The following is a 24,634-nucleotide window of genomic DNA, read 5'->3' as shown; positions in this document are numbered from 1 at the left end:
GGGTAAAAGAATCCGAAAATTCTGAAAGATCACGCCGCTTCCAGCCGGTGCGACGCGGATCACACGGAGGCGCCGGTCAGCCTGCCGGAAACCGGTATCCCACGCCGGGTTCCGTCCTCAGCCAGCGTGGCGTGGTCGGATCGTCGCCCAGTTTCTGACGCAGCTTGCCCATCACGATGCGCAGGTAGTGCGTGTCCTGCGTATGCGTCGGTCCCCAGACCTCACGCAGGATCTGCTGCTGGCTGACCACGCGACCCGGATGGCGGACCAGCAGCGACAGCACCGCGAACTCCTTGCGCGTGAGCGCCACCGGCGCACCGTCCAGCAGCACTTCCCGGCGGGCAAGGTCGATCGCGAGACGGCCGTCGTCGTAACGCACCGCGGCCTCCGCGTCGCCGCCACGGGCGGCTTGCCGAAGCAGCACGCGCAGGCGCGCCATCAACTCCTGAATGCCGAACGGCTTGGTCACGTAGTCGTTGGCGCCACCGTCGAGCGCGCGGACCTTTTCCGCTTCGGTATCGCGCACCGAGAGCATCAGCACGGGTACCTGACTCCACTGACGGATCTCGCGAAGCACGTCATGACCTTCGAGGTCGGGCAGGCCGATGTCGAGGATGACCACATCGGGCGACTGCGTCGCCGCGAGGCCGAGGCCTTCCTGACCGGTCGAGGCCAGCAGCACGTGATAGCCCTCGGCGCGCAGACCGATGTCCAGGAAGCGGCGGATCTGAGCTTCGTCGTCGATCACCAGCACACGGGGGGCCGAGGCATTCATGGGGCTTCGTCAGGAGGCGGCGGCAAGGGCAGCGAGACGCGAATGGTCGTGCCTCCGCCGACGTGGGGCAAGGCCTCCACGCTGCCGCCGTGCGCGCCGATCATCCCCCGGCAGATCGCCAGGCCCAGTCCGGTGCCGTGTCCGCCCCGGTCGCCACGCGACACCGAGTAGAACATGTCGAAGATCCGCGCCCGCTCGTCCTCGGGAATGCCGGGCCCGCGGTCGGCCACATCCACCAGCAGCCGACCCGCTTCGGTACGCACCGTCACGCGCATGGGCTCGCCGGGCGGCGTGAACCGCGCACCGTTTTCGAGGATGTTGAACAGCGCCTGCTCGACGAGCGCGGGGTGGACGTGCAGGAGGACGGTGTCATGTGGCAGGTGCATGTCGACGCGCACCTCCGGAAACAGCTTGCGCATGCGTGATACGGCGGCCGCGACGATCTCGCCCGCGTCGACCCAGTCGCGATTGAGTTTCAGCGTGCCGTGGCCCAGCCGCGTCATGTCGAGCAGGTTCTGGATGTAGCGGTCCAGGCGCTGGCCTTCACCGAGGATCGCCTGCAGCAGCTCCTGGCGCTCGCTGTCGGGCAGCTGCTTTTCGTAGCTGATCAGCGTACCGGCGGAACCGATCATGGAGGCGAGCGGAGACCGCAGGTCGTGCGAGACCGAGGAGAGCAGTGCGTTACGCAGGCGCTCGGTCTCCCCCTGCACGCGCGCGCTTTCCAGTTCCGAGGCGAGGCGCGCGCGGTCGAGCGCCTGCCCGATGTCCTGCACCATCGCCAGCGCCAGGCCGCGGCGGTCGGCATCGGGTTCACGCATGCCCGGCGGAAAGCGCAGGGCTGCCACGCCGCCGCGCTGATGCTCGCTGCCCAGCGGCAGCATCCAGCAGGAAGCGCCGTTGAGGGTGTCGGTGTACCGACCGGCTGGCTCCGCGTGTCCATCGGACCAGTCGGCGGCGGCGAGATCCTGGGCGGAGAGCGGAAAGGCCGAGGGTGCGGTGCTGGCGACGCCGAGTTCGCCACCGGCTTCCCGCGCAAGTATGGCGACGTCGATGTCCAGCGCCCTCGCCAGCGCCTGCGCGCCGGCCGCCCTCACGCTCTCGGCATCCGCGCTCGTCGCCAGCTGTTGTCCGAGCGCGACGAGCGCGCGGGCGCGAACCTGGGCCGCACGCAACGACGTCACCTGTCCGGCGAGGCGGGTGGCCAGGCGGCTGCAGACCAGCGCGGCCACGAGAAACAGTGTCACCGCGAGCACGTCATCCGCGTTGGCGATCGCCAGCGTGTAACGCGGCGGCGCAAAGAAGAAGTTGTAGCCCAGGAAACTCAGCAGCGCCGCATACACCGCCACCGCCATGCGGGTGCGTACCGCGACCACCAGCACCGCCGTCAGAAAAATCAGCGAGAGGTTGGCCACCGACAGGAACCGGTCGGCGACGAAGGACAACGCCATCGCGATCGCGGTGGCGAGTGTGGCGAACCCGTAGTCACGCCGCGAGCCGCCGTCTTCGATACGCAGCCGCAGGCGCGACTGGGCCCGCTGCGTCGGCGTGGCGACGATGGTCAGTTCGAGGTGAGCGGCGCGCCTCAGCAGTTGCTGGGTCAGCGAGTAGCCGAGCCGGCGGGCGATGGGCCGCTCTCGCGTACGGCCGACGATGATCTGGCCGGCGCCTTCGCGATCGGCCCAGGCGATCAGCTCCTCGGCAACCGCATGGCCGCGCAGGATCACCGCCTCACCGCCAAGACGGCGAGCCAGGCGCATCGCGGCGTCCACACGTTCGCGACGGGCGCTGTCGGGACCGCCGCGATCGACGAACAGCACGCTCCACGGGGCACCGCGACGCTCCGCGATACGCCGGGTGATACGCACGAGGTATTCGCTCTGATCGTGACCGTCGATCGCGGCCATGACCCGTCGCCGTACGGGCATCGCATCGCCGCGGGCGAGCATGTGCTCGCGCAGGTCGCTGTCGACGTGGGCGGCGACGGTTTCCACGGCAAGCTCGCGAAGCGCGGCGAGATTGGTCGGTGAGAAGAACGCGTCCAGCGCCACGGCCGCCGTTTCCGGCACGTAGACCTTGCCTTGCTTGAGCCGACCGATCAGCTCACGCGGCGGCAGGTCGACCAGGACGATATCGCGTGCGCGGTCGAGGAAGACATCCGGAACCGTTTCGCGCACGGCGACGTTGGTGATCCTCCTCACCTGGTCGTTGAGGCTCTCGACGTGCTGCACGTTGAGCGCCGTGTAGACCTCGATGCCGGCATCGAGCAGTTCGGCGATGTCCTGCCAGCGGCGCGTGTGCCGACCGCCAGGGAGATTGGTGTGCGCGAGTTCGTCGACGAGGATGACCGCCGGCTTGCGCGCAAGCGCCGCCTCGAGATCGAATTCCCTGAAATCGCGGCCGGCATAGCGGACCGGACGGGTCGGGAGTATCTCGATCCCTTCGAGCAGGGCCGCGGTCTCGCTCCGACCGTGGGTCTCGACCAGGCCCACTACGACATCGATACCCTGCCGTTTCAGATCGCGCGCGGCGGACAGCATCGCGTAGGTCTTGCCCACGCCGGGGGCGGCGCCGAGGAAGATCTTGAGGCGCTGGCCGTCCTCCTCCTTCACCGCGTTGAGCAGCGCGTCGGCGCGGGCGTCTCGGACATCGTTCATGGCGTGGGGCCGCAGGAGTTGAGGAAAGGGTAGCCGAAGTGCCACCGGCTCCGGTGGGAGCCGGCCCTGCCGGCGATGCGTTGTTACCTCTGTGCCTGATCAAGCGCGAGGTTCAGCCGCAACACGTTGACCCGGGCCTCCCCCAGCACACCGAACTGACGCCCCTCGGTGTTCGCCGCGATCAGCTCCCGCACCTTCTCCGCGGGGATACCCCTCTCCCGGGCCACGCGCCCCGCCTGAAACTCCGCCGCCGCCGGACTGATCTCCGGATCGAGGCCGCTGGCCGAGGCCGTCACCAGATCCACCGGCACGGGCGCCCGGTTCTCCGGGTCCGCGGCGCGCAGCGCGGCGATACGCTGCTTCGCCGCGTCCGTCAGGGCCGGATTGGTCGGACCGAGATTGGAGCCCGTGGATGCCGCCGCATTGTTCGGCCCGGGCGTGGTCGCCGAAGGGCGCCCCCAGACATAACGCGGTGCGGTGAACGACTGCCCGATCAGTGCCGAACCGACCGGCTTACCGTCGCGCTCGATCAGGCTGCCGGCCGCCTGCTTCGGAAACAGCACCATGGACAGTCCGCCAACCACGACGGGATAGGCCACGCCGGTGACCGCGGTCATCATCAGCAGCAGCACGAAGGCGTTACGCAACAAGGTAGTCATGGCCATGATCCTCAGTAGTGCCAGATCGCATCGACGATCGCGCTGAGCTGGTAACCCTTGCGGCCACCGTCGTAAGCGTCGACGTCATAGGATTTCTCGTAACGGATTTCTGGGCGGATCTCGACGTCCGGGCTGACCCAGTGGGTCATGCCGAGCGTGTGCGTCGTGTAGCGCGTGGCGTAACCGGTACGCTGACCTTTCTGGTCGTTGTACCACTCGTTGCGGAACGAGATCATGTTGAGCGGATCGATCGCCACGTTGATGTAGTTGACGATGCCGTACTCGCCCGCCTTGCCGGCCACCGGCGACGAGCCGACCACGCCGGGTTCGCCGCCGGGGCCATAGCCCGCGATGTTGCGGCCGTACATGTAGTAAGCCTCGGTGAGGATGTGGACGTCGTCGCTGAAGCGGTGACCCCAGGTGGTCACGTACATCTGCACGTTGTTGTAGTTGTAGTCGTCGGTGTTGAAGCTGTTCACGCAGGGATACAACATGTCGTCGTTGTCTTTCGACACCCAGCGCACGCAGGCCTGCAAGGTCGGACGCGACGAATGGTTCCACACGGCGGTGTCGTTGCCACCGTTGATACCCAGCTGCACGGTCCACTGCGCGTTGAGCCGCGTGGTCGTCATCACGCCCATCTGCGTATACGGATCCGCCGTGTAAAGCACCGAATGCGTGACCAGGTAGTTGTTGGGCGAAAACTGCGCCTCGATGTCCGGCAGCGACAGATAGCGTCCCACACGCACGACCATGCCCTCGGCGATATGCGGCAGGTAGAGATCCGCATAGAACAGCATGGGATCGTAGCCATAGGTCTTGCCTGTCTGCGGCTGATCGGCACGGGGATTATTCAGCAGCTGATTGCTGAAGACGCCCTTCATGGTGGTGTAGTGGTAGTCGTAGCCGTAAAGGTTGTCGAGGTGGAAGCCCCAGTCGATATGGTCGGTCTGTACCGTGTCGGGGATACGCTCGATGCGCAGCAAGGCCTGGTTGAACTCGGCGCGGTTGGGGCGCGTCGCGTACGACAGCGGGTAGTTGGTGTGGGACGAGCTGCTCGCATTGACCGACCCGTTCAGCCAGCCGTAGATCTCGATGCGGTTATCGGTCATCCATTTGCCGAAGCGGTTGCACGCCAGCGCCTTCTCCAGCGGGTACCTCGAATTGAGGTTGGGCACGCCGATCGGATAGGCGACACCGCCGAGCTGCCATTCCGCCGAGGGGAACGGCGGTGACGGGAGCGGCGAGGCCATGGCACGGCGTGGCGCCGCCGGTGCATCGGGGTCGGCGGGCTGGGCGTCTTCGCGGTAGGCGGCGGCGAAGCGCGAAGCAAAGCCCTGAGAGCAGTCGCCGCTGCCGGAAGCCATCGCACGGGTGACGGGGGCGATGGCGAGACAGGCGGCGAGAAGAGCATAACGAGTGGTGCGCATGGCGTTGTTTACCGATCCCTTTCGGGACCCCTTTTCGGTGAGTAGGAGAGTGGTGCTTTGAATCAGATACCGGCGTAGCCGCCGAGCGCGTAGTCGTCCTCGTCCCGCGTCGCGGTCGTCACGACGACACGCGGTCCGGTGACCCTGGCAGGCACGCTGGCGACCGTCGCGGGGATGTCCGGGGCGACGACGCGAACTTCCATGTCGAGGTCGGCGCTGTCTTCGATGAGCACGGTGAGCTTCACGGAATGCATGGGATGACGCCTCTTTTTCAGGCCAGTCCGATCAGGACCAGCAACATGTCGATCAGCTTGATGCCGATGAACGGCACGACGATGCCGCCCAGACCGTAGACCAGCAGGTTCCGGCGCAGCAGGGCGGCGGCACCCAGGGCGCGATACGCGACGCCCTTCAACGCGAGCGGAATCAGGAAAATGATGATCAGTGCGTTGAAGATCACCGCCGACAGGATCGCGCTCTGCGGTGTGGCCAGGTGCATCACGTTGAGCGCATCGAGTGCGGGATACGTCGTGGCGAATGCCGCGGGGATGATCGCGAAATACTTGGCGATATCGTTGGAGATCGAGAACGTGGTGAGCGCGCCGCGCGTGATGAGCATCTGCTTGCCGATACCGACCACTTCGATCAGCTTGGTCGGATTGGAATCCAGATCCACCATGTTGCCGGCTTCCTTCGCCGCCTGGGTGCCGCTGTTCATCGCCACGGCGACATCGGCCTGTGCAAGGGCGGGCGCATCGTTGGTGCCGTCGCCACACATCGCCACCAGACGGTTCTCGGCCTGCATGTCACGGATCAGCTTGAGCTTCGCTTCCGGCGTCGCCTCGGCCAGGAAATCGTCCACGCCCGCTTCGGCGGCGATCGCCGCGGCGGTCAGGGGGTTGTCGCCGGTGACCATCACCGTACGGATGCCCATCTTGCGCATCTCGGCGAAGCGCTCCTTGATACCGTCCTTGACGATATCCTTCAGTTCGACGACGCCGAGCGTGAGCGAGCCGTCCACGACGATCAGCGGTGTGGCGCCGCGACGTGCGACATCCTCGGCCATACGACGCACCAGCGGTGGCATGTGGCTGTCCTGGGTGTCGAGGTAGCGTTCCACGGCGTCCATCGCACCCTTGCGGATATGCCGCGTACCGACGTCGACGCCGCTCATGCGGGTCTGCGCGGTGAAGGGCACGAAGACGGCGCCGCGATCGGTGGCCGGACGCCCGGCCATGGCGACGAAACGTGCCGCGAGCGTCACGATGCTGCGGCCTTCCGGGGTCTCGTCCGCCCGCGAGGCGAGCTCGGCGGCTTCAGCCAGTTCGCGCTCCTCGATACCCGGTGCCGGGTGGAAGGCGACGGCCTGGCGGTTGCCCAGCGTGATGGTGCCGGTCTTGTCGAGGAGCAGGACGTCGACGTCACCGGCCGCCTCGACGGCGCGACCCGACGTGGCGATGACGTTGGCGCGGATCATGCGGTCCATACCGGCGATACCGATCGCCGACAGCAGGGCGCCGATCGTGGTCGGAATCAGGCAGACGAGCAGCGCGATGAGGACCGTGAGGGTGATCGGATGGCCGACACCCGCGGCCTGCACGCTGTAGATCGAGTACGGCAGCAGCGTGGCGCAGGCGAGCAGGAAGATCAGGGTGAACTTGGCCAGCAGAATCGTCAGCGCGATCTCGTTCGGCGTCTTGCGACGCGAAGCGCCTTCCACCATCGAGATCATGCGGTCCAGAAAGCTTTCACCGGGGTTGCTGGTGATGCGCACCACCAGCCAGTCGGACAGCACCCGGGTGCCTCCGGTCACCGCGCTGCGGTCACCACCGGATTCCCGGATGACCGGTGCCGATTCGCCGGTGATGGCGCTCTCATCGACGCTGGCGGCGCCGACCACGACTTCGCCATCGCCCGGGACGATGTCGCCCGCGTCGACCAGCACGAAGTGGCCGGTGCGCAGTTCACTCGACGGTGTGAAGACGATAGCGGCATCACGGTCCGCCGAGGCCAGCTTCTTTGCCGCGACATCGCGGCGCGAACCTCGCAGCGCATCGGCCTGTGCCTTGCCGCGGCCTTCGGCCAGCGCTTCGGCGAAGTTCGCGAACAGCAGGGTGAACCACAGCCAGAGCGCAACCCAGAAGATGAAGGTCGTCGGCGCTTCACCGTGTCCTGTCAGCGCCTGGATCCAGAGAAGGCTGGTCAGGACGCTGCAGACGAAGACGACGAACATCACCGGATTACGGAACTGCAGGCGCGGTGAGAGCTTGCGGAACGCGTCACCGAGGGCGCGTGTCACCAGCGCGCGGTCGAAACCGCGCGGGGCGTTATGGGCTTGGGTAGTCATGTATCAGTGGCCCGTGGCGGACATCAGTTGTTCGGCGATAGGCCCAAGGGCCAGTGCCGGGAGGAAGGTCAGCGCGCCCACGACGATGACGATGCAGGCAAGCAGCGTGATGAACAGCGGCGTGTGCGTGGGCAGTGTCCCGGCGCTCTCGGGGACATGCTTCTTCGCCGCGAGCGAACCGGCCATGGCCAGCATCGCGATCGCCAGCGGGAAGCGGGACAGGAACATGCAGATACCGAGCAGAACGTTCCAGAACGGCGTGTTTGCCGACAGGCCACCGAACGCGCTGCCATTGTTGTTCGCCGCCGAGCTGACCGCGTAGAGCATCTCGCTGAAGCCATGAGCGCCTGGATTGGACACCCCCGCGACGCCGGCCTTCGACATCACCGCGATGGCGGTGCCGATGACGACCAGCGCGCAAGGCAGAAGCACCGCCAGGCTGGCCATCTTCATCTCGTGCGCCTCGATCTTCTTGCCGAGGTATTCCGGTGTGCGTCCCACCATCAGGCCGGCGATGAAGACCGCGACCACGGCGAAGGCAAGCATGCCGTAGAGGCCCGAGCCGACACCGCCGAAGATCACCTCGCCCAGCTGCATGAGCCACATCGGTACGAGGCCGCCCAGCGGTGTCAGCGAGTCGTGCATCGTGTTTACGGCGCCGCAGGACGCGGCCGTGGTGATCGCGGCGAACAGGCCCGAGGCGGCGATACCGAAGCGGGTTTCCTTGCCTTCCATGTTGCCGCCCGCCTGCAGGCCGGAGGCCTGGGCGTCGATGGCCAGACCGTGCAGCGCGGGGTTGCCCGCCTGCTCGGCGGCGACCAGACCGACGGTCAGCGGCACGAAAATGAGCAGCATGGTGGCGAGGATCGCCCAGCCCTGGCGGCGATCGCCGACCATGCTGCCGAAGGTGTAACAAAGTGCCGCCGGAATCAGGAAGATCGAAAGCATCTCGACGAAGTTGGAGAACGGTGTCGGGTTCTCGAACGGGTGCGCGGAGTTGGCGTTGAAGAACCCGCCGCCATTCGTGCCGAGCATCTTGATCGCGATCTGCGAAGCGGCCGGGCCCATCGGCAGCGTCTGTGTGCCCTGCTGCACCGTGGCGACGTCGAGGTAGGGCGCCAGGTTCTGGACGACACCCTGCGATACGAGGAGCAACGCGATGACCAGCGAAAACGGCACCAGCACGTAGAGCGTGGCGCGGGTCATATCGACCCAGAAGTTTCCGACGGCGGACGCGCCCCGGCGACTGAAGCCGCGGATCACCGCGATCAGCACGGCGATACCGGTGGCGGCGGAGAGGAAGTTCTGCACGGCCAGGCCGAGGGCCTGGGTGAGGTAACTCATCGTCGACTCACCCGCGTAACCCTGCCAGTTGGTGTTCGTGGCAAAGCTGATCGCGGTATTCATCGCCGAATCGGGCGAGACCGCGCCGAAGTGCTGTGGATTCAGCGGCAACCATGCCTGCGCACGCTGCAACAGGTAGACCACGGCAAGGCCGGCCACGTTGAAGGCGAGCATGGCGATGGCGTAGCGCGTCCAGCTCATGTCCTCGCCGGCGCGGATGCCCGAGACGCGATAGAGCACGCGCTCGATGCGACCACCGAAACGGGTGACCTTGTTCGGTTCGTCGGCGAAGACCAGCGCCATGTACTGGCCGACCGGCTTCACCAGCACCAGCAGGACCGCCAGGAAGAGGCCGATCTGAAAGATGTCGTTGGCACTCATTCGAACCACTCCGGCTTGAGGAGGGCCACGCAGAGGTAACCGGTCAGCGCCACCGCGATGGCGGTGGCTACGATGTAGACGAGAGACATAGGGGTTTCCTCAGCGCCGGCCGAGCCGGTCGCAGATCATGAGGAAGCCGATCGTCATGGCCGTGAGCACGATGACGAGAAGGACGTACAGGAGTTCCACGGGTGCGTTCCGTCGAAGAGGACGGTGCGCATTGTTCGCTTTGCGCGATATTTACGGTGTATCGGCCAGCCCCCCGGGCGTAACGTTTGCGTAAAGAAACACGTGAGTTGACAGTTGCCAGAGACGAGCTCAAGAATCCATGGGCGCTCCGAGCGCTGAACGGACCCTTGCACACAGAGGAGCAGGATGCTCATGGACCCGGCATATATCGACACGGTGAGAGCGCTGTGCGGACGAATCTCGATGTCAGCCTTTGACACCGTGTTCCGGCTTCGCATCGAGCGTGACGTCAAGGCGCCCAAAGACGGCCGTGTCTTTCTCCAGGTGGAATACGACACGCCTTGCGCGAACACGGGCGAGCGCCGCGCGTTTCGGGGGCGGAAGTGGTACCTCTCCGACCACATGATCGACGACGAAGTGGTCAAGACCGCCCTGGCCGCCTTCGAGGCCACCATGCGCCACGAGTGCCTCGAGGGCTTCAAGGTCGACGGCGTGACGCTGGTCAATCCGCATGTTCATTTCGAGGAGCTTTTGCGGATTTCATCGAGAGAGGTCTCGCGAGCCGATCCTGCCGCCGCCGAAGATACCTAGGGTAAGTCGCGGCTTTCGTCCGGTTCGGCCGTATTCGTGCAGACGGCGCCTACAACGGATGGCCGGTGCCCCGGTACCGAAGGCCAGCGTAGGGTGGATTGGGCGTAACGACGCCCACCGCAAAAGGACTTGCCGATGTCTGCCCCGACTTCCACCGCGACGCCCCGGCCCAATACGTTTGCCGCGGACTACCCGTCTCTGTTCGGAGACCTTTCCGTCGACCAGTGCCTTCCGGACGCGCTACAGAGCAAGCTGGGGCCTCTGGCCTATCTGAAAATGTTGTTCGACGTCGCGAGTTCCCTGGAGAAACGGTTCGACGACGCACCGAAAAGCCCGCTCGAAAGGCGTCGTCCGGACATCCCTGCGTTGCTTCTGGACGAGCCCGCGTTGAAGCGCCGCGTCCCCCGGCTCACGCTGGTCAACGACATCCTTGAAGCCTTGATCGTGGGTACCGCCAAGGCCGATCGAACGAACCGCGCAGCGTGCGCGGACATCCTGGCGGAGGCCAGCTGGCCACCGACGCTGCCGTTCGACGGTGCCTGGGACAGGATCATGCAGGTCCATTGGTACAAGGATCTCCTGCGCTGGGACACCTTGAGGCAGGTCGATCGCGACTATCCCGGCTTTGCCTGCGGTGCGCCCGCCGCCGTCGGTATGCGCGAGGTGCTGCCGCTGTGCACCCACCTGTCGCCCGCCCAGATACGTAACCTGGTGGTTCCGGAGTCCACATCGCTTGATGCCGCTCCCGGGGACACCGCGCCCTCTTCCGCCTCACTGCGGACGCGTCTCGGACTTCCGGCCGACGTGTCCGTCGACAGTCTCACGGCGAGCGCCTCATTCCTGAAGGCGACCGGCCTGAACCGCAAGCGGCTTCGGCAGCTCCTTGCGGTCAATGGTGTAGCCGGGGCAGGCGACACCGCCCAGGTGTCCTCCGTGCGGGTGAGCGACGCGGGAAAGCCAGGCGCATCGCCGGATAGCAGCGCGTTCGGTGCAAGCTACCTCAACGACGGCGCCACAGCGCCGCTGCGTCTCGTCCGCGCCGGCAGCGACAGCGGGTCGGCGGTGACGATCGAAGGGCTGACCGCCGCCCATCTCGACCGGGTCTGGCGAATCCTGCGCATTCAGGCAGGCATGGACCTGTCCTTTGCGCACATCGACCGCTTACTCCAGGCGGCCTTCGGTGCCCAGCGGGTCGAGAAGGGGCGACGCATCGACCTCAACGTCCTTCGCGTGCTGGGTCTCTACGCGCACTTGCGCGATAGCCGATCCGTGGATCTCGACGCCTACGCGGCGGTCGTACATGAGATATCGCCCTATGCCACCGGGCGCGACACATCGTATTTCGATCGGTTATTCGCGCCCGGACGTGCCCATGCGCCGCCGGTCATGGATGGTGCGCCCTTCGCGATCGAGGCGCCGTCCGCCGAAAGTTCTGCTGCCGCGCCACTGGTCGCCGATGCGACCGTGCGCGCGCTATGCCTGGGACTGGGTCTTCGTGAAGAGACCTTGCTTCGCTACCTTGGCTGGATCCGGGATGCGCGAGGCGAGCGCGCACCCACCCGCACGCTGGATTTCATTTCCGCCTGCCATCGTCTCGCGTTACTGCCGCGGTGGCTGGGCATAGCCGATGAGACTGAAGCGTCCGCCCTGCTGGAACTCTTCCGGAGCACGCAAGGCACACTCTTTGCGCAGCTGGCCCAGCCGCGGCTGAACACCGAAAAAGGGACCGACGCTCCTGACATCGTCGATGCGATCGTCACGCTGATGAACATGCGGGACTGGTTGCGCGAGCACGAACTGCCTCCCGCACGCCTCTTCGCCGTGCTCGCACCGGGCGCCGCCCGGACCGCGACCATCGATGCCGCGGACCAGGTCGTCACATACCATCGGGCCGGCGGAACCACGGGCCTGATCCACAAGACCGACCTGGCGCCCATCTTCGACCGCCTTGCTTTTGCCGTTGACGCGGACGACGAGGACACCGACCCCTTCGTGCTGCTTGCGTCGCTGATTCGACCGGACGGCAGGCTTCAAAAAGCCGCCTTTCTGATGACCGACATGGAGAGCATGCGCGCGGCGGTCCACGACCTGCTGGCCGAGGCGCCCTTCCGGCTCACCCGGGAGGATGTGGCGACGGGAACATACGCGGCCACGCTGGATAGCCTGTTTCCGGAACACTTGCTTGAAGAGGCAGACGCCGAGTCGCGGTTCGACGAAGCCGTCCGGAAAACGAGCGACATCCTCTGGGCAGCGCGACGTAACCAGATGGATCGCGCAAGCGATGTGCTCGCGGCCATCGTGCCCGGCATCAAGGATGCGAAGCTTCGGGAGTGCGTCGGGCGCTGGATCTCCGTGAGCCAGGAAGACCTGCTCGCGCTATACCTGGAACACGCTGGACGCACACAGATCGGCCGCCTGGCGGGCGCGTTTCGACAACCCGGCGAACTGGTCGCCCTGCTCGGCCTCACCGCGGACGATGTAGATGCCGTCGCCGCGCTTCCACGGAAGTTCGGGCTCGATGAGCGTACGGAAGATGGATCCCCGGGCGTCATCGACCTTCGCACGGTCTACCGGCTGACGGAGTGGAACCTCGTCGTGAGCGAAGCGGCACGCCGGGCAGGCAACGCACCATCCGATACGGCCTCGCGGCTGATCGCATGGCTGCGCGGTGACCCGGTCGCACTGGAGGCCACCCTCGGTGTACCCAAGGAATTATTGAAACTGGGCAACGCCGTCCCAGCCGACGTGCACGACCTGGCGTGGCTTCTCCGCGTTCTGGCGCTTGCCGATCGATCGGGTATCGCGCCGGGTGCGATCGTCGCCCTGTCGGCCTCGCATGCGGGCAGCAACGCCGCGTGGCTTTCGGCGGTCGCCAATCAACTCATGACCAACTTCGGTGAAGCCGACCGGACGACGATGATCGGTCGGCACGACGCATCCCGTCGCGATGCCATGCTTGCCTGGCTCCACGTTCATGCGAAGGACGCCGATAACCGGCCATTTGCCGACCGGGATGCACTGGCCGACTGGCTGTTGACGGATATCTCCGTGGGTGTCGAACCGCAGACGACACGTGTGGATGCGGCGGTAAGCAGCCTTCAGCTATATATCCATCGGTTGCTGAGCGGGCTGGAGAGGCGCCTCGATACCGCCAAAGACATGAAGGCGGTTCGGGAAGCCTGGACGACATACCAGGCGCGTTACGAGGACTGGCGCTCTCGTGAAGAGCGAGCGCTCTACCCCGAGAACTACATCGAGCCGGGCCGCCGGCAACACAAAACGCGCGCTTTCAGCGACCTCGAAACGCAGCTTGCCCAGGGGCAGGCACGTCCTGCCGACATCGAAACGAACCTGCTTTCGTATCTGACGACGTTCGAGCGCGTCAGCAACATTCAGGCCATATCCGGTTATCACGAAGGCATCGATCCCGCCAGCAACAAGCTGCATATCATCGGGCAGAGCAACGCCGAACCGCCGGAATACTTCTGGCGCACCGCGGATATGTCGGTCAAGGCACCGGGTGATCAGTTCTCCATGCTTGCATGGAGTGACTGGCGAGCGATCGATCTTCCACTGGTAGGCGAACTGGTCACGTGCAAGTTGCCACCCAGGCCAGACAAGGCGCAACTCGATAAAGCGACTGCCGACCTGGAAGCGGCGCGCGAACGCAAAGACGCAAGTCAGAAAGCCGAAGAGACTGCAACGGCGAAGGCGGTCGCATCGCAAACCGTCGCAGCCAGGCCTCAGCCCACCAAGGCGGAGATTGACCAGGCTACCGCCGACGAAGCCGCATCCTCTGTTGCCATCGAACAGGCGAATAAGGCAGCCGCGGATTTCCACCAGGCGGAATTCTCATTGAAGGCCGCGCATGCGAGAGCCAACGACCCCCGGGATGAAGTGCCGGTCATTCGTCCGCTGACCATCGACGGGCGCCCTTATGTCGTCTGGGCGGAGCGGGACGTTTCACCCATCGTCTTCGACGATCAGGACCGCGCGAGCGCCTACTACGTCATGAGAGTGTGCTTCTGCTATCAGGAATCGGACGGACACTGGAGCTCGGCAAACAAGCTTCTCGAACTGAATGGGCGGTCCGCCGACGGCAATCGACGAAAACCCACGAGCGACGACCAGATTCACGGCATGTGCAAGGAGCGTCTCAACCTCGTCACCCGTGAGTACCAGCCGACGTTGGCCGTCATGGAGAACCGCAAGGGTAAGCGGCGTAGGCATGAGCCTTTGCTGGTGGCACTGCTGCTCGACAGCAAGATGGCGGCTTCCGATGTGTTCCTCGTCCGCGCCGTCGACGAAGGCGCGGCTTCCCTCGATATGTCGAACAAGGTCGAGCGAGAGCGCCGCACGCAACTGAAGTTAGCCCCGCCGGCAGCATACAGTCCTTATTTCATCGCCGTGCGTGATCTTCTGCTCGTCGACAAGCGACGGCTCGACGCGGACGCCTCGGACAAGCTCGAGCGGAAGCTCGTTTTAAACTGGCAAAAGCTCTTCAGCGACCCTCGCGTCGTACAACATCCCTATCTTGGAACACGCTATCGCCTCACTTCAGGGAAAGATTCGGTAACCTCGGACGCGTACGTGAGGGAAACCGTTGCGAAGAAGGTGGTCATGCTGGACTTGCAGCCATCGACGCTGACCGCTGTGCTCTCCGAAGATGGCGAGCGCATGAAAGTCACGGGGACCGTCGACAGCGTGTGGCGCAACCGCGAACGCGTCATCGTTGAAGACAGGGATATTCACGGTCCTGAGGATGTCGCGGAAATCATCGTCGACGACAGCATGGTGGTCACTATTGAGTCGGCGCCGGGAGAATTCCCTGAGACGCTAGCCGAACGTGTCCATGGCTATCCTGCCCCCGGTGGAGAGTTCACCACGAGCGGCGCCATTTCATCGCGAAGCATCAATGTTCGCTTCACAGCAAACGCTCGACCCGGTACCAGGATTGCTGTCAATTACCGAATCGCTCCAGGGCACCCGACAAGCACGCCAAGATTTTATGCATTCGCTTACGAAGAGAGCCACGCTATCACTGGCGACCATAGGAGTCTTTCTCAATACTCAAGAACTGGCGACGGACAAAGCGAAAAAATCGATGCGATATCACTATACCTTGCTTTTCTTATTGGTAGATCTGATCCGGAGTACGACCGAAGGACCTATCTCGGAGATATACAGTTCGCCCCAGTTCTGCTCGATGTAGATTACGAAACGAAGCGAATTCCGTTCGACACATCGCATTGGATCGGCGCGGTCGTTTACGTGTATACCGGTTCGGGTTGGGTCCGGTATACCGTTAAAGACCTCGCGCAGACATCCAGCCAATATCTTGCCTCCATTTTCGTTTCAAAGCCTCGCCCTGGACAGGGACGCACGAATACATACGTCCCTCTGCCCATCATCGCAAAGCTTCAGTCCGAAACGACGAACACCGCCACGTCTAACGACACCAGCCTCTTCGGCGACCTGCAGAATGTGCATCTGGATGCACTCCACGCTTGTGCCGAAGCAGATAAACAGGCGGCCAGAACATGGCTGCCGAAACTCGATCCTTTTACGTGGCGTGTCGACAACCGCTCCTACGATAAGGCGATGGGTCGCCCTGGAGCCGAGCAGGAGACGAACGCCGCCGTCGCGCTGAAAGGTTCAGTACCATTCCTCCGGGCGGTTCAGTCGCTGAACCGCGAACAAAAAGAGGCATTGCGCGTAGCCTTCTCCGCATCCCTCTTTCGAACCGTATCGGACGCCGGAGGGGCTGAACTGGGCGCGCGAGCGGTCGAAGAGATCGTCAGCTTCGCCATGAATCATGCCGAGTCCTACGGTAACCTTTACGCTCGTCTGATCGCCGCCTTCGGTAGTGAAGGCACGAGGCGCAACGAGCCCTTCAAGAAAAAGCTGTACATGGAGAAGATGGGCCGAAAGAAGATCGAGGCATATTTCCCCGTCGATCCCGACACCAGAACCTATCCGATCACCCTGTCGCTGGAGGTTCCAGACGATCCTGCCAACGATCCGGATGGCAAAGCGAGCACGTGGCTCACGCTGAAACGCACGTTTACCCTGGTCGACCGGGCCGAGGAAGCATCGTCGCCGGACGATCGCGTGCCGACCGTCTACATCTGGCACAACACTTCGAATGCGCAATATCTGGACCTGGATGAGTCCCGTCGGCCGCCAGTGCGCCTGAACACCTTGTTCGGAAAACCGCTCGTCGGTCGGGCCGCTCGCTCGATGGACGCGGTTCTCTCGTTCGACACGCAGACACTGCCGGAGCCTGCCCTTCGCAAGGGTGAAAGCGGCGGTTTCGTCGATTTTCGTGGAGCCAACGGACTTTATTTCTGGGAGTTGTTCTTCCATGTCCCCTGGCTGATCGCGTGGAACCTGCGCGAGAAGCGCGAGTACGCAGCGGCGTGGCGCTGGTGCAGTCAATATCTGTTCGACCCCTACCGCGGACAGACGACGAGCGCGACACCCCCTCGCCCGTTCTGGAACAGCATGCCACTCGTGTATCCGATGTCGGTAGCCTCCGATACGGGCGAGGCACCGGAGCTGGCAGGTTACGCGGACCACGTGCATTTCCAGAAGGCGCTACATGCCTTCGCGGTCGGCCTGTGGCTGATGCAGGGCGATGAGCTGTTTCGCAAGCTGACGCCGGAGAGCCTGCAGGAAGCATGGTTGTGCTACCAGCGTGCCTTGCGGCTTATCGGTCCGCTGGAAGAGCCAGGTGACGCCGCGCCCTGGAGGCCAGTCACGTTACGCTCGCTGGGTGACGCCTTTGTCGCGCCGGTCAACCTGCGTCTTCGGGAGACACGGGATCTCATACTCAGTCGCCTGTCCAACCTTCGCCACGGCCGGGCGATCGATGGGACGTTGCTACCGTACATCGGCCGCGGTGTGGATGAATCGCTGACGTTTAGCGGTGGCCGGGGTGGCACCGGCGCCATGCAGGACCTCCTGCGAATGAACCAGATTCCTCATCACCGGTTCCGCGATGGGCTGGCTTTCGCACAAGCCGCGGTGGAGCGGCTGACCGATCTGGGGCGCTACCTTTTCCACATCGCGGAACATGAAGCGGATAACGCGTACGAGGTTGAAAAGCAGACGACGCTGATGGCGGTCGCGGATTTCGATGTGTCGTTGCGCAGGCAGGCTATCCTGACGGTCGAGCGCGAAGGTATGACCTTGAAGGCCAGCCGACGGAATGTGGAAAAGCGAGTCAGGCACTACACCGAGCAAGTGGGTCGCAATCCACTCGAAATTCTTGCTTCGACGACCGGATACGGCGCTGTTGCAACGCTTTACGCGACAAGTGCTCCCGTTCTGGCAAAGGTTCCCCTTAGATCCCTGATGAATGTGTTTGGAATGTCGACGGGCGGTAATAAGTGGGACGCTGCCCCCGACGCCATCGAAGAAAAGCTGGAGACCTTTGCCGAAGCGACCCGCTTGCTTGCCGAGGATCTGCGCACAGAGGCTGCCTACAATCGCCGGGATGACGAATTCAGGCATGAGATCGAACTGGCGCGAGGTGACCTCGAGATCTTGTCCGCTCAGGAGGCGGAGCAGGCGTCACGCCTCGCCACCGCCAAAAAGGAACTCGACCAGGCCGTCGCACAGCAAGGTCGCCTGCGCACCGAGTTCGCGACACTGACCAGCGGGTTTGCCATCGCGGACACCTATACCTGGATGCTCGGACGCCTCGGCGAACTCTACGCGTCCGCCTACCAGTCCGTATTGAGCCTGTGCCTTTCGGCGGAAGCCAGCTACATGTTCGAGACCGGCGACTTCGGCACGCGCCATGTGCGGCTGGATGCTTGGCAGGGTGCCTGGCGGGGCATGTTCGCCGGCGAGGCGCTACAGAACGACCTGCAGGCGATGCAGAGCTCGTACCTGCGTGTACACGAGCGACGCCCGCTGATTCACAAAGACATCTCCATCGCCACGCTCGCTGGCGGTGGGCCCAGGACGACACCGGGCAAGGATGCCGAGGGCAGGGAGATTTCGGTGAGCACGTTCGACAACAGACAGCTCGCCGAAGGACTGAAGAAGAACCGCCTGTGGATCCGTTTAACACAGAAGATGTTCGACGAAGATTACCCCGGCCACTACCTGCGGCAGATCCGGCACGTGTCGGTGGAGTTCAAACTGAAGCCGGACGCAAAGACGCTCACCGAAACGAGCGTCCTCCGCGCGGTTCTCACCCAGCGCGCCAACAACCTGCATGTCACCCCCGACATAGAAGGCGCGAGATGGCTTCGGGCGCCGGGTTCCGAGACCCCTTCCTCGATTCGGCGCAACCTGCGAGCCAACCAGTACATCCTGATTTCATCCACAAAGCCGCGCGTGCACGACGATCCGATGACGACCGTCGTACTGCGTAATGAATTCATGGATGGCCGCTATACGCCCTTCGAAGGTACGGGCGCGGTTTCCGAATGGACGCTGACGCTTCCCGGCGATGAGGCGATGAGGGCGGCTTATGCCGAGGACATCGAGGATATCGTTCTGCGGCTGGACTACTCTGCCGTCTGGGGCGGTGGGGCTTTCACCTTTCAGGTGAAGGAGCTCATGCAGGAAAATACCAAGGCACCGCCGACGACCAGGGTGGTTTCAAGCCATGCGCCTGCCGAACCGGGTTCGGACGCCCGGAGCGAAGCAGGTATCCGTCGTTTCATCGCGAACCTCGCTATCGCGTGGCGGGCATCGAAGGCTTCGGCTAAAGAGACGCGGGACGAAAAGCTGAAATTGCTTCAGACCTTCTACGTCCTGAAGGACGGCAAGGGCATCGACATAAGCAGTGAGAACGAGCAGCACAGACTAGGTCGGACCGCATTGCAATCCGCGGATTGCGTCGTCAGCGACCCGGGAGAGTCGCCGACCGTCACCCATGAGCATCCGTACGATCTTGGCGGCATCAAGGAACAGCTCAAGCTGCGGTGGACACGCAACGGTTACGAGGTTGTCGAACATACCGTGGGAAATTCCCCGGCACAGCCGCCCGGCGAACCCGGCAGCCCGGAAGCACCTGGCTCGCCACAGACGGCCGATGAGCCCGACAAGCCGCAGGCGCCCGATGTTCCGGGTGTCCCGGGTGTTCCTGGAATTCCGGACGTGCCGGATGTCCCGCCTGTCCCGCCTGTCCCGGATGTCCCGGATGTCCCGGATGTCCCGGATGTTCCCGATCAGCCCGCTGAGCCGGAGGATACCCAGCCCCGATCGGCCGACCTCTCGTGGCCCCAGCGCAGTAGCAAAGGTGGCGAGGCACCAGACTGGGATACTGCCGAGGAGATCAGTGCGAAAAAAATGATCGAGACGTTCTACGCAATCTGGCCTGGCACCACCGGCGACGAAGCTAAGGCCAAGATCAACGAGCTCTTCCCTCTACAAGACATCGACGACGTCGTATCCGCTTTTCACAACACATCCATCCTGGCGATCTCCCGATACAGCGTGAGCATCTTCCGCGCTGGCACGCCAGAGCGTTTGTTTGCCTTGGAGCTCTTCGTCGACGTCAAGGAAGGCAACAGACTCTTCTACAAACGACGCGACCACTTCCAAGTCCAGGCAGGCAAACTCAACTTCGCAATGCGATATTGGGAGCCCAGTTAGCCTTCAGGGGCTGCGCTCCAGCCGCTCCCGAAACAGCTCATCGATCCGCCGATACTCGTCGTACCAGGAGTCGGCATGTACGAACCCATGCCGCTCCATCGGATACAGCGACATCCAGAAATTTTTCTTGTGCAGTTCGATGAAGCGCTGGTACAGACGGATCGAATCGCTCGCCAGCACGTTGTCGTCAATCAGGCCGTGCTCGATCAGCAGCGGGTCGGCCAGCTTGTCGGCATAGTTGATCGGCGAGCTGGTCGCATACGCCTCGGGATCGATCTGCGGATCGTTGAGGATGTTGGATGTGTACTCGTGGTTGTAGCTGGTCCAGTCGGAGACCGGACGCAGCGCGGCACCGGCAGCGAACTCGCCCGGCGAGCGCAGCAGGGCGATCAGCGTCATGAAGCCGCCGTAGCTACCGCCGTAGATGCCCACGCGCTTGCTGTCCACGCCCTGGTTCTTCACCAGCCATGCCTTGCCGTCGAGCAGGTCGTCCAGTTCGGGGTGACCCATCTGGCGGTAGATCGCGGTGCGCCAGTCGCGACCGTAGCCCTTCGACGCGCGGTAATCCATGTCGAGCACGACGTAGCCGCGCTGCACGAGCAGGTTGTGGAACATCTGCTCGCGGAAGTACGCGGGATACGACAGGTGCACGTTCTGCAGGTAGCCCGCTCCGTGCACGAAGATCACGGCAGGGCGCGATGCGGCTGCCGCAGCGTCGGCCGGCCCATAGAACTTAGCGTAGATGGTGCCCGCGCCGTGGCTCGACGGCACTTCGACGATTTTCGGCGCGATCCACTCGCGCGCCTTGTAGCCCGGCTTTCGCGTGTCGGTGAGTTCGCGCGGTGCGCCGCCGTCGACGCTAACGGTCGACAACTGCGAAGGCACGTACGGCGACGAGTGCAGCACCGCCAGCGAACGTCCGTCCGGCGACAGCGAGAAATCGTCGAGACTGCCGTACTGCGTGACACGGCGCAGTTCGCCACCCGTCGACGGCACACGGTAGATGTCGTAGCTGTACGGCGCGACCTTGTTGCTGCGCACGTAGAACGTACCGCCATCCGGGCTGAGCACCGGGTGGTCGACCTCGAAGCGGCCGGAGGTCAGCGCCGTGGCCTTGCCGCCCAGCGGACGGGTATAGAGCTGCGCAAAGCCGGATTCTTCGCTCAGGTACCAGAGCGTACGGCCATCGTTCAACCAGCCGAAGTCGTTGCCATCCCAGTTGATCCATGCCTTGTCGGTCAGGCGGTGCTGGCTGACCAGTGTGTGCCTGCCGAAGTCGACCGTGGCGATCCAGCGGTCTTTGTTGTCGATCGCACGGAGCTGCACGGCGACGTTATGGCCATCGTCGCTCCAGACGATGCCGGGGCTGTATTCACCGTTGACGATGACCGGGCGTGTCTTCGGAGCGGCCAGCGCGTCGGCTCGGTCGTTCTTGCCGTCCTTGCGCAACGCGGCCACGGTCTTCGCGCGCAGGTCGGCCAGCGGGTCGTCGCCGATGCCGGGCAACGTCTTCGTGTCGAGGTCGTAGCTGGTGTGCGTGCTCAGGTCGAGCAGACGCAGCGACTGCGGCGCGGGGTCGCTGCGGCCGACGTACGCGCGCGTCGCTTCAGGCTCGGCGTAGCCCGAGTCGGTCACGTAGTGGGTGAGGTCGGCGATCTTGCCGGCGTCCGCATCCTTGGCCTGGGTGACGACGAGGAGCCAATGGCCGTCGGGCGAGATCGAGGTATCGGCGACGCTGACGTTCTTACCCAGCCAGAAGGGCGCGGGCGCACGGCCGGGGTCGGCGGCGGCGAGGGCGTCCTTCTCGGCCTTCATTGCCGCCTCGTCGGCGCGCAGACCGCGCAGGGTGGAGAACAGCTTTTGCTGATCGTCTTCGAGGTCGTCGGAGGTCTTTGCCCTGGGGTCGTCCTTTTCCTCGAGCACCGCCGCTTTGCCAGCGGGGCCACCGGCAACGGCATAGGCGAACCAGTCGTTGCCCGCGCGGAAGGTCAGCAGGCGGCCATCGAGGGAAAAGCGCGGCTGACTTTCGGTCGCTTCGGTACGCGTGACCTGCACCGTGGCGCCCGTGCCAAGGTCGCGGAGAAAGACGTCACCGTGGCGGATGAAAGCGGCATGGCGACGGTCGCGGTCGAACACCAGCTTCGTGCCGTCGGCATTCGCCGCTGCCCTCGGATCGAGGCCCTCCGGCACTCCGCCGTTGGCGCCGACGCGGTAGAGGTCGCGCACCGGCGTGCCGTCGTGTTTCAGCGAGTAATACACCTCGCGGCCATCGACACCCCAGTACGCGTCTTCCACCGCCGGCCCGATCCAGTCCGGGTTCGCCATGATCGTCTCCATGTCCAGCGGAGGCGGCGGCGCGGCCAGCGACGGCGCGGCGGCAAAGGCGGTGAGCAGGGCGGCGGCAAGTACACGCATCGGGCGGATCCCGGGAATGGCAAAGCGGACGAGCATAACCCGCCAGCCACCCCTTTCGGCACGGCGAGTCCTCCCGCCCGGTTTGCTACGCTCGACGCCTTCCCACCCTGGAGTCGATCCCATGCGCGCCTTTGTCCCCCGCCTGCTCGCCGTGAGCCTGTTCGTCGCCTGCGGTGCCCATGCCGCCACGAGCCAGGCCCCCGCGACGCCGAAGCGCATGGTCTCCGAAACCCTGGCCGGCCAGCCGGTCAACGACCCCTACCGCTGGCTCGAGAACCCCGAAGCCGCCGACGTCAAACAGTGGATCGATGCCCAGAACGCCTACACCGAAGCCACCATCGGCGCGATGCCGTTGGGCAAGGCGCTGAGCGCTCGCGTGCGCGAACTGGCGATCACGTCGACCACGCGCAGTTCGCCGACGCTCGCCGGCGGCACCCTGTTCTACTTCGAGAACACGCCGCCGCAGGCACAACCGCTGCTGGTGGCGAAGGCGTGGCCCGATGGTCCGACGCGCACGCTGGTCGACCCGAACCAGGGTGACGGCAGCACCGCGATCACCGAATACTGGCCGTCGCCCAGCGGCAGGTACCTGGCCTATGGCACGGCGGAAGGCGGCAGCGAACTGACCACCATCCACATCCTCGACACCACGACCGGCAAGGCGTTGCCCGACCTGCTGCCCCTGGCCGGCGGCGGCACCACACCGCAGGCACTCGCCTGGGATGCCGATGAGAAGGGCGTGACCTACGCGCGTTTCGAGACGCCCGCCGCGGGCCAGGCGCTGCGCGAGTTCGACGCGGTGCTCGCGCATCACACGATCGGCGAGGCCGCTACGAAGGACCGCACCGTTTTCGGCAAGGGCTACTCGCATGTCGCCGAGTACATCCTGCTCGAGGGCAAGGGAGGTGCGTCCACCGCGCTGCTCGCCAATGAAGGCGACGGGGGCCCGGCGGAGGTGTACCTGCGGCAGGGCAAGGGTGAGTTCAAGCGTGTGCTGGGCCGCGATGCGGACGTGCGCTCCGCCGCGTGGGTCGGCGACCGCCTGATCGTCGTCGCTTTCGACGATGCGCCGCGTGGCAGACTCGTCGCCGTCGGCGCCGATGGCAAGCGCAGCGATGTGCTCGCCCAGGGTGACGGTGCGATTCAGCGTGTCTCCGCCATGGGCGACGGGTTTCTCGTCGTGCGCAGCGCCGGCCCCGACTGGTGGGCCGATCAGTACGACGCGAAGGCCACCCTGATCCGCCGCGTGCCGTTGCCGGCGACCGGCATCACGATCGGCGGCGTCGCTTCCGAAGCCGGACAGAACAAGGCCTTGCTGAGCTACGGCGGCTGGACCACCCCGACCCGCTGGGCGGAGTACGACGGCGCCAGCGGCACGTTGAAAACCGTGTTCGAGGTAAAGCCCGCCGCGGACTACTCGAAGGTGAAGGTGTCGCGTATCGACGGCGTCTCGAAGGACGGCACGAAGATTCCCGTCACCGTGATTTCGATGGATGGGATCACCCCGAACGGCAAGCGGCCGACCATCCTCTACAGCTATGGCGGTTTCGGCCTTCCGGTAACGCCGGGCTTCGTCGGCGCCAACCTGGCCTGGCTTGAGCGTGGCGGCGTGCTCGCTTACGCCAACATTCGCGGCGGCAACGAGTTCGGTGAAGCGTGGCACGAGCAGGGCCAGAAGCAGCGCAAGCAAAACGTGTTCGACGACTTCTACGCCGCATCGCAGGCGCTGATCGACACGAATTGGACCGACCGCGGCCACCTGGGCATCCTCGGCGGCAGCAACGGCGGCCTGTTGATGGGTGCCGCGCTGACGCAGCATCCGGAGCAGTATCGCGCCGTGGTCGGTGCCGTCGGCATCTATGACGTGCCGCGTCACGAGACGGCTTTTGCGAATGGCCCATACAACGTGAGCGAGTACGGCAGCACGACGGATCCGGTGATCGCGAAGGCGATGCTGGCGTATTCGCCGCTGCACAACGTCAAGGCGGGGACGAAGTATCCGGCGGTGCTGCTCACCACGGGCGCCAACGATCCACGCGTCGCGCCGTGGCAGTCGCGTAAGTTCGCCGCCGCGTTGCAGGACGCCTCGACTTCCGGTCAGCCGGTGCTGTTGCTGACGCGGATGAATGCGGGGCATGGCATCGGTGCGCCTTTCAGCCAGCGGGTGGGTAATGCGGCGCTGCAGCTGACGTTCTTTGCGACGGAACTGGGGCTCGGCGAGTAAGCGTTCGCCA

Annotated in this window: 12 protein-coding genes; 3 read left to right on the top strand and 9 right to left on the bottom strand. The window is 64.6% G+C overall.

Annotated features, from left to right (window positions below):
- Window positions 1-76 precede the first annotated feature (76 nt).
- The 8 genes from FA85_RS10590 to kdpF all read right to left on the bottom strand — a co-directional run bounded on the left by FA85_RS10590 (window position 77) and on the right by kdpF (window position 9,679).
- On the bottom strand, window positions 77-775 hold the full coding sequence (locus FA85_RS10590; RefSeq protein WP_036116834.1) for a response regulator: 699 nt from the start codon (window positions 773-775) through the stop codon (window positions 77-79).
- Window positions 772-3,429 (bottom strand): sensor histidine kinase, encoded by a 2,658-nt coding sequence (locus FA85_RS10585; protein ID WP_036116836.1) that lies wholly within the window; start codon window positions 3,427-3,429, stop codon window positions 772-774. Before FA85_RS10585 ends, FA85_RS10590 begins: the two co-directional genes overlap by 4 nt.
- A gap of 83 nt (window positions 3,430-3,512) precedes the next feature.
- Window positions 3,513-4,088, bottom strand: a complete 576-nt coding sequence (gene kdpC / locus FA85_RS10580) for a potassium-transporting ATPase subunit KdpC (RefSeq protein WP_036116837.1) — start codon at window positions 4,086-4,088, stop codon at window positions 3,513-3,515.
- Between the two features lie 11 nt (window positions 4,089-4,099).
- A complete protein-coding gene (locus FA85_RS10575; protein WP_081907628.1) occupies window positions 4,100-5,518 on the bottom strand; it encodes an outer membrane beta-barrel protein in 1,419 nt (472 codons plus the stop codon).
- 62 nt (window positions 5,519-5,580) lie between these two features.
- Window positions 5,581-5,772 (bottom strand): hypothetical protein, encoded by a 192-nt coding sequence (locus tag FA85_RS10570; RefSeq protein WP_036116841.1) that lies wholly within the window; start codon window positions 5,770-5,772, stop codon window positions 5,581-5,583.
- A gap of 17 nt (window positions 5,773-5,789) precedes the next feature.
- Window positions 5,790-7,865, bottom strand: a complete 2,076-nt coding sequence (kdpB, locus tag FA85_RS10565) for a potassium-transporting ATPase subunit KdpB (RefSeq protein ID WP_036116842.1) — start codon at window positions 7,863-7,865, stop codon at window positions 5,790-5,792.
- A 3-nt stretch (window positions 7,866-7,868) separates the two neighbouring features.
- On the bottom strand, window positions 7,869-9,590 hold the full coding sequence (kdpA, locus tag FA85_RS10560) for a potassium-transporting ATPase subunit KdpA (protein ID WP_036129152.1): 1,722 nt from the start codon (window positions 9,588-9,590) through the stop codon (window positions 7,869-7,871).
- Entirely contained in the window at window positions 9,587-9,679 is a 93-nt protein-coding gene (gene kdpF, locus FA85_RS21480) for a K(+)-transporting ATPase subunit F (RefSeq protein WP_081908594.1), read from the bottom strand. Before kdpF ends, kdpA begins: the two co-directional genes overlap by 4 nt.
- Window positions 9,680-10,022: 343 nt before the next feature.
- Here kdpF and FA85_RS20915 point away from each other — a divergent pair, with 343 nt between their 5' ends.
- Together FA85_RS20915 and FA85_RS10550 are read left to right on the top strand one after the other, a co-directional pair.
- Entirely contained in the window at window positions 10,023-10,370 is a 348-nt protein-coding gene (locus FA85_RS20915; RefSeq protein WP_156108663.1) for a hypothetical protein, read from the top strand.
- 135 nt (window positions 10,371-10,505) lie between these two features.
- Window positions 10,506-19,985: a Tc toxin subunit A-related protein gene (locus FA85_RS10550; protein WP_036108870.1), complete on the top strand. Its 9,480-nt coding sequence runs from the start codon at window positions 10,506-10,508 to the stop codon at window positions 19,983-19,985.
- A gap of 3 nt (window positions 19,986-19,988) precedes the next feature.
- On the opposite strand, the gene FA85_RS10545 is transcribed toward FA85_RS10550, so the two are convergent.
- The gene (locus FA85_RS10545; RefSeq protein WP_036116846.1) at window positions 19,989-22,400 is read right to left on the bottom strand and encodes a S9 family peptidase; all 2,412 of its coding nucleotides are present in this window, start codon (window positions 22,398-22,400) and stop codon (window positions 19,989-19,991) included.
- Window positions 22,401-22,521: 121 nt separating this feature from the next.
- Between FA85_RS10545 and FA85_RS10540 the strand changes: the two genes are divergently transcribed.
- Window positions 22,522-24,624: a prolyl oligopeptidase family serine peptidase gene (locus FA85_RS10540; protein ID WP_081907248.1), complete on the top strand. Its 2,103-nt coding sequence runs from the start codon at window positions 22,522-22,524 to the stop codon at window positions 24,622-24,624.
- The last annotated feature ends 10 nt before the right edge of the window (window positions 24,625-24,634 follow it).

The organism is Luteibacter mycovicinus, from assembly GCF_000745235.1.
Classification (GTDB): domain Bacteria; phylum Pseudomonadota; class Gammaproteobacteria; order Xanthomonadales; family Rhodanobacteraceae; genus Luteibacter; species Luteibacter mycovicinus.
The sequence above is the reverse complement of the archived record's forward strand: the minus strand, read 5'-3'. Positions and strand labels throughout refer to the sequence as shown.

What these genes read in the sequence shown, in the direction of transcription:
- kdpB (WP_036116842.1), bottom strand. Translation starts at nt 7,865, where the DNA reads ATGACTACCCAAGCCCATAACGCCCCGCGCGGTTTCGACCGCGCGCTG.
- FA85_RS10585 (WP_036116836.1), bottom strand. Translation starts at nt 3,429, where the DNA reads ATGAACGATGTCCGAGACGCCCGCGCCGACGCGCTGCTCAACGCGGTG.
- FA85_RS10575 (WP_081907628.1), bottom strand. Translation starts at nt 5,518, where the DNA reads ATGCGCACCACTCGTTATGCTCTTCTCGCCGCCTGTCTCGCCATCGCC.
- FA85_RS10570 (WP_036116841.1), bottom strand. Translation starts at nt 5,772, where the DNA reads ATGCATTCCGTGAAGCTCACCGTGCTCATCGAAGACAGCGCCGACCTC.
- kdpA (WP_036129152.1), bottom strand. Translation starts at nt 9,590, where the DNA reads ATGAGTGCCAACGACATCTTTCAGATCGGCCTCTTCCTGGCGGTCCTG.
- FA85_RS10540 (WP_081907248.1), top strand. Translation starts at nt 22,522, where the DNA reads ATGCGCGCCTTTGTCCCCCGCCTGCTCGCCGTGAGCCTGTTCGTCGCC.
- kdpC (WP_036116837.1), bottom strand. Translation starts at nt 4,088, where the DNA reads ATGACTACCTTGTTGCGTAACGCCTTCGTGCTGCTGCTGATGATGACC.
- kdpF (WP_081908594.1), bottom strand. Translation starts at nt 9,679, where the DNA reads ATGTCTCTCGTCTACATCGTAGCCACCGCCATCGCGGTGGCGCTGACC.
- FA85_RS10545 (WP_036116846.1), bottom strand. Translation starts at nt 22,400, where the DNA reads ATGCGTGTACTTGCCGCCGCCCTGCTCACCGCCTTTGCCGCCGCGCCG.
- FA85_RS20915 (WP_156108663.1), top strand. Translation starts at nt 10,023, where the DNA reads ATGTCAGCCTTTGACACCGTGTTCCGGCTTCGCATCGAGCGTGACGTC.
- FA85_RS10550 (WP_036108870.1), top strand. Translation starts at nt 10,506, where the DNA reads ATGTCTGCCCCGACTTCCACCGCGACGCCCCGGCCCAATACGTTTGCC.
- FA85_RS10590 (WP_036116834.1), bottom strand. Translation starts at nt 775, where the DNA reads ATGAATGCCTCGGCCCCCCGTGTGCTGGTGATCGACGACGAAGCTCAG.